7 protein-coding genes are annotated in these 11,375 nt (G+C 46.4%); all 7 read left to right on the top strand.

Translation table 11 applies throughout. The features are described from left to right. Positions 1 to 38: 38 nt before the first annotated feature. The 7 genes from MKY42_RS29565 to MKY42_RS29535 all read left to right on the top strand — a co-directional run bounded on the left by MKY42_RS29565 (position 39) and on the right by MKY42_RS29535 (position 11,375). Positions 39 to 632, top strand: coding sequence for a hypothetical protein (locus tag MKY42_RS29565; protein WP_339846761.1), 594 nt, complete (start codon positions 39 to 41; stop codon positions 630 to 632). 148 nt (positions 633 to 780) lie between these two features. Next, a complete protein-coding gene (locus tag MKY42_RS29560; RefSeq protein WP_053782866.1) occupies positions 781 to 1,053 on the top strand; it encodes an alpha/beta-type small acid-soluble spore protein in 273 nt (90 codons plus the stop codon). Positions 1,054 to 1,310: 257 nt separating this feature from the next. Beyond that, positions 1,311 to 2,513: a methionine adenosyltransferase gene (gene metK / locus MKY42_RS29555; protein ID WP_094939255.1), complete on the top strand. Its 1,203-nt coding sequence runs from the start codon at positions 1,311 to 1,313 to the stop codon at positions 2,511 to 2,513. A gap of 207 nt (positions 2,514 to 2,720) precedes the next feature. After that, positions 2,721 to 6,482 carry a SwmB domain-containing protein gene (locus MKY42_RS29550; protein WP_339846753.1) on the top strand — a complete coding sequence of 1,254 codons (3,762 nt, stop codon included), beginning with the start codon at positions 2,721 to 2,723 and terminating at the stop codon, positions 6,480 to 6,482. 231 nt (positions 6,483 to 6,713) lie between these two features. Then, positions 6,714 to 7,118: a hypothetical protein gene (locus MKY42_RS29545; protein WP_339846750.1), complete on the top strand. Its 405-nt coding sequence runs from the start codon at positions 6,714 to 6,716 to the stop codon at positions 7,116 to 7,118. 325 nt (positions 7,119 to 7,443) lie between these two features. After that, a complete protein-coding gene (locus MKY42_RS29540) occupies positions 7,444 to 10,167 on the top strand; it encodes a stalk domain-containing protein (protein WP_339846747.1) in 2,724 nt (907 codons plus the stop codon). Positions 10,168 to 10,214: 47 nt separating this feature from the next. Continuing rightward, positions 10,215 to 11,375, top strand: a complete 1,161-nt coding sequence (locus tag MKY42_RS29535; protein ID WP_024631628.1) for a sensor histidine kinase — start codon at positions 10,215 to 10,217, stop codon at positions 11,373 to 11,375.

The following is an 11,375-nucleotide window of genomic DNA, read 5'->3' as shown; positions in this document are numbered from 1 at the left end:
TAAAGTTAATAGATTTCCAGAGGAGGAAAATAAATCACATGAAACCTTATATGAAAGTATCCCTGGCTGCGCTGGCAATTGGTGTTGGCGTGTGGGTTGGGTCTGTATACAGCAACACGGCAATAGGTGCAGGCACAATACAACCGGGAACAGCAGATGATCCTGTAGTCACCAAAAGTTATGTAGACCAACAAATTCAGCAGGCGCTGGGTGGCAAAATTTCCACAGGTAGTAGTAATACCAGTAGTGGTGCAGACAGTAATGCAGGCAATGGTAGCAATACCGGCTCAACTGGAACTGGAAACTCAAGTAACACAGGTGCCGATACCACGCTTCCTCCACTAGTATCCGGCGCTTCGGATGCGCTTGAGATCGTTATGGTGAAACCAGGTCAACAGTTGATCGGTGCAACTGGTGCGGAGTTCATCGTACGTAGCGGCAAGGCTGTGATCGTCAGTGAAGGTACGAATGGTGTAGCTGATCTGACGGATGGAGTAGACTTGACGAATGGTCAGGAAGCACCGACTAATCACCTGCTCTCTTTTCCAAAGGATGGTCGCGGTATTACAGTACTCGATGGCAACAAATACAGTCTGACCGTTATGGTTCGCGGTGGATACTCTTTGAAGTAGTTTGAGCATTGTAACCTGAAATTATTCAATATTACGTAATAAGGATTGCTGAGATTACCCAGTTCTAACAAACATTAATACGGCTAGCCAGCCTTGTTCCTGCTCACTCTATAACTGTACACAACCAATAACCGGAGGTGCAGGAATCATGGCTAGAAGCAACCGCAAAGTGGTACCCGAAAGTCGTCAGATGTTGGATCAGATGAAGTATGAAATTGCCGCTGAGTTTGGTCTGAATGTGGGATATGGCGGTAGAGGTCTTGCTGGTGCAGATACCGAATTTGGTTCTGAACTGGGTGAGGTAAGTGATCACTCCTATGGCCAATATAAAGGTTGGGGCCATCTGACTTCCCGTGAGAATGGATCGGTCGGTGGAGAGATTACAAAAAGGCTGATTCGCCAGGCACAGCAGCACTTATAGGGTGTTTTCCTTATCCCAATCTGTTTGACACGTCTTGACAAATACGTTAAGATGGCAGTTGAGGTACGCAACCTTTTCCGCTAGGGAAAGGTTGATTTTTTGTTGAGGCCATTACCTGAAAAATCCTTATCTTCGTAACTGCGGACCCTGCGTCCTTATTCCGCCCGGAAAGCTTTCGAGGGTACAGTGAACGAATCAACGTAAATGTTTTGTTCGGGCAATCGCCATACTACTCGTTATGGGAGGTTGAAACTTCAATGTCTATTAAAGGCCGACATCTATTCACATCGGAGTCTGTAACTGAAGGACATCCGGATAAAATTTGCGACCAGATCTCGGACGCCGTATTGGATGCGTTCCTCGCGAATGATCCAAACGCTCGTGTAGCGTGCGAAGTTTCCGTAGCAACAGGACTTGTGCTTGTCATCGGTGAGATCAGCTCCGCGTCTGAATATGTGGACATTCCGTCCATCGTTCGTAATACGATTAAGGAAATCGGGTACACTCGTGCCAAGTTCGGTTTCGACTATAATACTTGTGCAGTCCTGACTTCTCTGAACGAGCAGTCTGCTGACATTGCACAAGGCGTTAACGCAGCTCTGGAGAACCGTGACCCGGAACAAATGGCTCGCGAAACAGAGAACATTGGTGCTGGTGACCAAGGTCTGATGTTTGGTTTTGCAACGAATGAAACACCTGAACTCATGCCTTTGCCAATTGCATTATCCCACCGTATCGCTCGCCGTTTGGCTGAAGTGCGCAAAAACGGTACATTGGAATATCTTCGTCCGGATGGTAAAACTCAAGTAACGATTGAATATGACGGTGACAAACCGGTACGTGTCGATACAATCGTCGTGTCTACTCAGCATGCTGAAGAGACCACGCTGGAGCAGATCCAAAAAGACATCAAAGAACATGTAATTTTGCCTGTCGTTCCAGCTGAATTGCTGGATGAGCAGACTAAATATTTCATCAACCCAACGGGACGTTTCGTTATTGGCGGACCTCAAGGAGATGCAGGCCTGACTGGACGTAAAATCATCGTAGATACCTACGGCGGTTATGCACGTCACGGTGGTGGCGCGTTCTCTGGTAAAGATCCAACAAAAGTAGACCGTTCCGCAGCTTATGCAGCTCGTTATGTAGCGAAAAACCTTATTGCTGCAGGTCTTGCCGACAAAGTGGAGATCCAGCTCGCTTATGCGATTGGTGTAGCCAACCCGGTATCGATCAACGTAGATACATACGGAACAGGCAAAGTCAGCGAAGAGAAATTGGTTGAGCTTGTACGCAATAACTTCGATCTTCGTCCGGCTGGCATTATCCGTATGCTGGATCTGCGTCGCCCAATCTACAAACAAACGGCTGCTTACGGTCACTTCGGCCGTACAGACCTGGATGTTCCTTGGGAACAAGTGGACAAGGCAGACGTTTTGAAAGAGCAAGCAGGTCTGTAAGTCCAAATGGTTGAAATTAATAAGAGCCTTGATCCCTTAAAAGGGGTTAAGGCTCTTTTTGTGTTAAGCTGACGATTACGATTAAATGTTTTTTTGTTACGTTATTTTCCATATTACTAAAGGAAAACGCTCCTAAACCCGATATACACAATGAGGTCTACATAATAAAATTAGGGACATTTGATACGGATGAGGGGGAAGAAAAAGGTGAGCATATCAAGATTGGCTCGTAAAAGCATGATTGTCTTATTGGTTTCACTATTGGCAGTCCAAGGCAGTTTTGGATTCCCGAATGCGGAAAATAGGGCATATGCAGCAGAAGATCCGCGTTGGGATGAAATATTTATTGAATCAACCATTCCAGCAGTTGATGCTAAGGAAGTAGACGGTAAAGAGCCGCTGGTTATGCATTTTAAGGAATCGGTTAGAAAAGCAGAAAGTGACCTTACAAAGCTGTATATCCTTCGTTATCAGGATGATGAAGCAGAGGAAACGATTTTCATTAATAGTGAGGATATTCTAATCCGTGACCCTTCTGCCGATCCGGCGATACCTGCGAGCAGTAAGGGAACAGGGACTGAGGTGACTATTAAGCACAAAGAGTTGCCAGGTGGTACATATTATGTGATGTATGATGCAGGAGCTTTTGTCACTGTAGCAAACACCATAGGAATAGGTTCTCCATCTTATCGCCTATGGAAGTTTACCACGAAGGGAATAGGTACGGCGAAAGCAACAGCGTTTTCTCCGACGAAAGGGGCTAATTCAGTTCCTCTTGCATCAAATATTCAACTGACATACAGTGAACCGATTAAAGCTGGAGCAGGTGAAATTCAGATCATGCAGGGTAACACCTTGTTTGAGAAATTCAATGTCAAGGACTCCAACCGAATTCGTATAAGTGATAGTTCCATTACAATTACGCCGTCCAAACCCTTTGAGAACAAGGCTACGTACTCGGTGATTGTTCCAGAAGGTGCATTACGAGACCTTAAACAAGGCAATGACGTATCGGCCATCCAACAGGGGGAATGGACCTTTACTGCATTCCAATCCGATCCGGCTGCGTTGACTGTAGCGACGTTATCCCCTGCCAACGGAGCAAGTAATGTTGCTTTAACTGGCGATTTACTTGTAACGTTCAACAAGGACTTGGATCAGAGCTTTATTGGACGGATTACGCTGAAGAATGCTAATGGTTCAATTATAGCGACTACTCCTTCATTTATCAGTTCTAACAAAAGGCAGCTGCGCATAACCCCAAACACCAGTTTGGCTAGCAATACGAGCTATACTGTAGATATCGCAGGCGGGGCTTTGCAGGATACGACAGGGAACTTGTTCGTTGGTCTGAACGGCGCAACGTCATGGACATTCCGGACGCTCAGCCCGGATACAAAGGCACCTGTGCTAAAGAGCGCGAAAATGCATAGTAATAACACCATTCGTCTGACGTACGATGAATGGTTGTACAGCACTAATTCACTCACTAGCAGTTATACAGTTACCGTAAATGGAGAAAATCGGAACGTTAGTTCCACCTATATTTCAGGTGATAGTGTATATGTTGTATTGGATACCGGTGTAGCGGTAGGACAGGTCGTGCGGATTGCTTATGCGCCGGGTACTGGTAATCGGCTTACAGATCAGTCTCTGAATGCTGCAGCTGCTTTTGGTGCACGGGATGTGGAGAACAGTTTGGACTCCGTCATGTCCAAGCCGCGAGAAGGTAGTGTTTATTACAGTACAATTACGTTGTATTACCCTGAGACGGTGTACATTACCTCAAGTGATGCAGTGAGACAATTCAGTGTAACTGCTGATCAGTCAGCTGTAGGCATCAATAGCATATCGGTCAATAATAGTTCCGTTGTAACATTGAATCTCAGTCGGTCTATTACAGATGGTGAAGTCGTTCGTGTTGCGTACACGCCAGGTTCATGGCCTGTAAAAGATACTCGTGGACAGGCTCTTGCTGGATTCAGTGGCTTCTATGTCCGAAATACGATTGATACCAAACCGCCTGAGTTCAAGAGCGCTGAGGTCAGTGGGAATAAATTATGGATTCGATACAATGAACCACTGAAAACGACGAATAAGCCGCTCAATAGCCAATATTCGGTTCTTGTGGATGGCAAGCCACTCTACGTAACGGATTCCATGATTGAAGATGATCTGGTAACGTTAACACTGGCATCAGCCGTGAAGGATACACAAAATATATCTTTATCGTATGTACCTGGAGCCCTGCGATTAACGGATCTGAATAATAACCCTGCGGGCTATCTCAATCTGACTCCAGTAACGTACACCTACGGAAATGGTAAAATTCTGTCGGCTACGCTCCAAGGAGACACCGTTCAGATAAACTTCCGTGATGCAATTCAGTCTCAGGCGGCATTAACGGTAGGTCAGTTCAGTGTGGTGCTTGGCAATTCATCCACAACTGTATTGTCGGCTTCAGCTTCTGGATCTGTGGTGACGCTGAAATTAGATATTTCATCATCTACTACAGCTAGCCAGACAGGTACCGTTAGTTATGTACCTGGTGCAGTCCCATTAAGGGACTCGTCGAATGTTACTATAGCAGCATTCGGGCCTCTTACGCTGCAACAGACGACCAATAGTTCGGGTGTTAGTGATGGTCAAACGGGGGTACGTCCTACCTGGTTGGAGGAATTAGATTCTTCGAGCTATGGTCAGCCTTTACTTGTGATGAACAACAATACGGCTTCTGCCGTATCTGCGGTGTCACGTAATAATCGTTCAACTCGTCAATTTAATGTGGATGCGAACAAGTTGATCCAGACTTTTGAATATGCTTCAACCGTAGGGAAAATGAATCAGCCTGTTGTTTTTGAGATTCCAGATAGCGAATCCTCTGCGTATGTTGGGTTCCCATTGAATGCACTAATTCAGATTGCGGCAAGTCATCGAACAGGTACAATCGGTGTGAAATATGGGGAGCGGCTCTGGACTGTACCGCTGTCTAATCTGAATTTAGCAGCTATAAGCCAGAACGTAGGAGCACCAATCAACACAAGTACAACGACAGGAGCTACAACCCCATCCTTGTACGTTCAGTTAGAAACGGTTCCTGTGTCTTCATCAGGCTCAATCGAAGGTTTGATTGCAAGTGCAGGGGCGCAGAAGCTTGGCAATTATACAGATGTATATGTGTCTGCTAGTAATGGAAATGCCGATCAACGTGTGGAGCAGAATATCAAAAGCCAGTTGGCCATGCAATTGTCTGCAAATACGCCTAGATTAACATCCGGATTTACGTATATTGATCCGGTTACCTTTATGTTATCTAATGTACCAAGTTCTTTTAAAAGTACTGCCGGGGGTGTGGTTATCCAAGGACAGCTGAATGGCAATCAATCAGTAGTTCCTGTTAACCACATCGTTAGTTATCAGGATACGTATTCACACTGGGCTAGTGAAGTTATTAATGAGCTCTCTGCTAAATGGATTATTAGTGCGTCGAATGGTTCCTTCTATCGGCCAAATGAGAATATTTCACGTGCAGAATTCGCAGAATTGGTAGCTAGAGGTCTGGGGCTGAAGGGAGAACCAAACGCAGCAAGTCGTTTCCGGGATGTTCGTAGTGGCAGTGTTACCAGTGCCTATATCGGTGCTGCAGCTGAAGCGGGAATCATTACAGGCAATACCGATGGTACCTTCAAGCCGGATCGTCCAATCACGCGAGAGCAGATGGCAATCATGATGGTTCGTGCCTTGAATTATGGTGGTCAACCAACTGCTTTGAATGCTTCGGCTGCATCAACATTAGCTAAGTTTAAGGATAATAAAAAGATCCAATCCAAGGATTCTGTCGCCAAAGCGGTGCAGGAAGGCATTATTCAGGGAATGACTTCAAAGACATTTGAACCCCAGGGGAATGCATCTCGTGCACAAGCGGCGGCAATGTTGAAACGTGTTCTGGATAAGTTAGGATATTTGTAAAAAAGAGATTATTACATCATTCATTTTATTCAAGAATGGTCATGATAACGATATGTAACAAGGTTGGAACATTTCAAGAAAGTTCATTTCTTGAGGTGTTCCTTTTTAATTTGAAAGAGGGAAATGTTTACATTATTGTAGTTAGAGTGGTACGCTAGTCAATAGTGAGAGAATATATATGTGAAATTACACAGTGTTGGCATGCTGAACTGATAGGGAGGTAAGGGTACGATGGAAATAAAGAAATCTCTGATAGCTATATTAACTATAATGGCTGTTGTAGTAATTATTTCGGGTTCTGTTTATATCGACTCTGCTAATTCTGCACAGAATGAAAATGGAGCGAAAGGGAGTCACACCACCTATCCAGTAAACCAGGCAGGTCAGACGTACGGAGGGAATTCTGGCGATTATGGAAAGGAGCTTGTAGGTCCAGATCTGGTATTGGCTGAAGCCACTAATGGGGCTATCGGTTATGTTCTAGAGGCTGATTTACAAGGACCAGATCACAGAACCCCTGAAGAAGCGTTGCAATGGCAGAGCCAGCAGAAGATGGATCGAAGCATACCCGTGTACGAGAAAGATGGAACAACAATTATTGGTGAATTTATCATGTCGAGATCGTCAGGGAAATAATAGCATCATATCAAATGGAGTTTCATGTAAGAGTCGATTGAGGGTCCGGCAATAGTTTCAAGAGTCAAATCTAATCCAAGCAGACTTCTGTTGTGCTGAACTAGGCATAGCTGAAGTCTATTTGCTCTATACGTTATTCGTATAACATAATCAGAAGATGTCGCATAACCCAATAAATACCTGAATTCAGGCTCGGGGCGTAACTTTTTCCACAATAAGTAGTCTATTAATAGAAGAGTATACTAGAAATCTCGCTATCTGCTGCCACGTGGTAGAGATCGTGATATCTAAGATTGATATACAAGATGGGAGAGACGTTTCAAACATGCTGGGGAAAAAGGGGAAACGGCTGAACGACGTTAAGGGTAGCAAGGCGAAGAAATGGGCGATTGTGACGCTGGCAGGCGTGATCTGGATTGCACCGGTTCTGGGAGCAGGACAACAGGTGTGGTCGGGAAGTTCATGGCAGTCGGTGGCTGCAGCGGCCTCTACAACAACAAGCAAATTGAGTGAAGAAATTCTGACTTCGGGTGCGAAGTTAATGAAATACAATTATACAACAACACGTTCCGGCTCGAAGGTGAACGTACTGGCTGACGTCATTCAAGTGGATTTGCAAAATCCCTATGTGAAGCTGGATGTCATGACAGGCAAAGGTGGCAATCTGAATAGTAAACAAAGCACGGGTGGCATGGCTAAGGAAAATGGTGCAGTAGCCGCCGTGAACGGCGATTATTTCAATGTATCCGGGGAACTTGCTCCAATCGGTGGACAGGTCTCGGATGGGGTCCTCGTATCTACTCCATCCGAACTGTCAGGGATGTATGCCCTCACCGTAACCAAAGACGGCAAGCCGATGATTGATGAATATTCATTCGATGGCACCGTGAAGGCAGATGATGGTTCAACGTTTGCTTTGCGTGGGATAAATAAAGAGGACTACACGGTCGAATCGAGCTCGGTGAAGTACAGTCATGCCAATTCGATGTATATTTATACACCGGCTTGGACGTCAACGAAGCGGCCGAATGATCCTTCCACAACACCAACCGAGGTCCTTGTGCAGAACGGTGTGATCACGCAGATTTCGGATAAAAAAGCGTTAAACATGACGGTGCCGGCGGATGGGTACATTTTGCGTGCGCACGGAACGGCAGCGACATGGATTATGACTCACCTGGCGGTAGGCCAGACGCTGAATGCAGATTACAAGCTGAAAGCCAAAACGACGGGGGAAACCGTTGATCCAAGCAACCTGCAGATGATGATCGGTGGCCATACCATTCTGGTGAATGGTGGCAAGGCGGCAACTTTTTCCCGCGATATTGCTGCTTCCGGCATCGGTGGCATTCGTGCGAGAACAGCAGTCGGCTACTCTCAAGATGGTCGGTATGTCTACATTATTGCAGCGGAGAAAAACAGTAACAGCAGCGGTTTATCGCTGACTGAACTGCAATCCTTCATGACCAGCATTGGTGTATGGAAAGGCATGAATTTGGACGGAGGCGGCTCCACAACGATGGTAACTCGTCCACTTGGTGAGGAGACAGCAGGGCTTACGTTCAACACGGAGTATGGTACAGAGCAGCGTCAGGTCGTAAACACGCTGGGCGTGTTCTCTACGGCTCCGGAAGGTAAGCTGAAGGGCTTTGCCGTGAGTGGCAGCCAAACGTTGCTGGTCGGACAAGAGGGCAAGTATACAGCCAAAGGATATGACACCTACTATAACCCGATTGCCACAGGCGATATCAAGATGACCTGGAAATCGAGCAACAACGGCATCGTGAGTGTAAGCAATGGAACGATCAAAGGTGTGAAACCAGGTACAGCGACGTTGACTGCAACAAGTAATGGTGCTTCATCTTCCATTAAAGTTACCGTGCTGGGCGGAAATGAACTGGCTTCCCTGACAGCAGGGTCTGGCTTGGGATCGCTCCAAGCGGGCACAACGATTTCCATACCGGTAACGGCGAAGACCAAAGACGGACAAAGTGTGACAGTTCCGGCGGACTCGCTGACTTGGGAATTTATCGGTTTCAAAGGTAAAGTGGTTGCAGACCAATTAACCGTATCCTCCGTGAACTCTGGCGCTCAAGTTGGCTATGCGATCGGTCGTTATGACGGCTACAGCACGGTAGTTGTGCTTTCCGCTGCGGCAAGTGAAACAATGTGGGAGAACTTCGAGAATGTAAGCTACCCGATCAACTTCACGACCAACGCATCAGGTGTAACTGGATCGGCATCCGTGACAGCGGGAACAGGTGAAAAAGCCGGTTCCAAGGTGCTGCAGCTGAGCTATGATATGACCGCAGGAATAGGTAAAATGTATGCATATGCCCAATTGAACGGTTCCACTGGCAAAGAGGTATCTGCAACAGCGACATCCATGTCGATGGATGTTATGGGAGATAAGAGTCTGAACTGGCTGCGTGCCGAATTTACCGATGCCAATGGCAAAACGGTATATGCCGATCTCGCTAAAGCGATTGATTGGGATGGTTGGAAAAAGCTGAATGTGGACCTAAATGGGCTGAACATGGCTTATCCGGCGAAGCTGAAACGTGTTTATGTGGTGAATGTGGAAGAAGGTCAGGATGAGCGTGCGAAGACAGGCACGGTTGCTTTTGACAACATTGCTTTCACCATGCCATCCAAATCCAGTGAAGTGGGCTTGCCTACAGGAACTGCTTCGCTCGTGCTTGGACAGAAATCCATGACCGTAAACGGAACGAAAAAGGCAATCGATGCTGCGCCAGTACTGAAAAATGGTACAACATATGTTCCAATCAAGCATGTATTGGATGCTTTTGGCGGACAGGCGAGCTGGGATAGCAAAAACCAACGGATTACGGTTGTACGTGGCGGCAAGCTGATTGATCTGGTGGTAGGCCAGAAAGAATTCATTATCAATGGCAAAAGACAAAGTGCAACAGTAGCACCTTACGTATCTGGTGGTAGGACTTTAGTCCCGCTCAGACTCGTTTCGGAGCAGCTTGGACTGACTGTAAAATGGGAACAGAACACGAAGACCGTTACCATCTCATCGTGATATGGTATGATATATACCGGAAACGATAGAAATGGAGTCGAACAAACGTGGATTTACAAGCCGATGCCATAGACCGCGTCATAAAAAACGCCATACAAGTCATGGAAAACAGTAAATATCAAATGTTTGAGATTATGGACTCGACTCGGAATGAGCTGAAAACGCTGAACGAGGAGTTGAAGTCGGTTCTGAAGGAGACGGCGGAAACGATCGAGAAAGTAGATCAATTGGAGCTCAACTACCGCCGCTCCCGGATCCGGCTAACTGAGGTTAGCCGTGACTTCGTCCGTTATTCCGAGCATGATATCAAGCAGGCGTATGAGAAAGCGACGCAGTTACAGCTGGATCTGATGATTTACCGTGAGAAGGAAATGTATCTGAAAGCCCGTCGGGATGATCTGCAGAAGCGTGCCAAAAATGTGGAAGCTTCCGTGGAGCGCGCCGAGACGATCGGTTCCCAGATGGGGGTTGTACTGGAGTATCTGTCGGGTGAGCTGGGTCAAGTGACCCGCATCATTGAATCCGCCAAAAATCGACAAATGATTGGTTTGAAAATAATTTTGGCCCAGGAAGAAGAGCGGAAACGTATTGCCCGTGAGATCCATGACGGACCTGCGCAGATGCTCGCAAATCTAGTACTTAGGACGGAAATTGTAGAAAGAATGCTCATAAAGCAGGATTTTAAGATGGTCCAGGCCGAAATAGTAGATTTGAAAGGCCAGGTTCGTTCGAGTCTTGGAGAAATGAGAAAAGTTATTTTCAATTTGCGTCCTATGGCACTGGATGACCTGGGATTGATTCCAACGCTTCGGAAGTACGTGCAGGATTTTGAAGAAAAAACAAAAATCCGCTCGCTTTTTGAAACGAGAGGCAAGGAACACCGTTTATCTTCGGCAATGGAGGCTGCGATCTACCGCCTCGTGCAGGAAGGTCTGTCCAATGCTGCAAAGCATGCTTATCCCACTTATGTTGTAGTGGAAATTACATACCAGGCTCAGCTCGTCAAGATTGTCGTGCAGGACAATGGGCTTGGGTTCAAACCGGAGCTTCTTGCGAAGAAGAGCAAGGATCATACCCACTTCGGTCTGATTGGGATGAGAGAGCGGGTTGAACTGTTAGAAGGAAGAATAGAGATTGAATCCGCGGAAAATCAAGGAACCAAAATAGTGATTCATATCCCGACAAACGTGGATAAGGGAAAGGAGTAG

The sequence above is a fragment of the Paenibacillus sp. FSL W7-1088 genome, from assembly GCF_037969855.1.
Classification (GTDB): Bacteria; Bacillota; Bacilli; order Paenibacillales; family Paenibacillaceae; genus Paenibacillus.
Note: the sequence above shows the minus strand (reverse complement) of the source record. Positions and strands in the feature narration are given on the sequence as shown.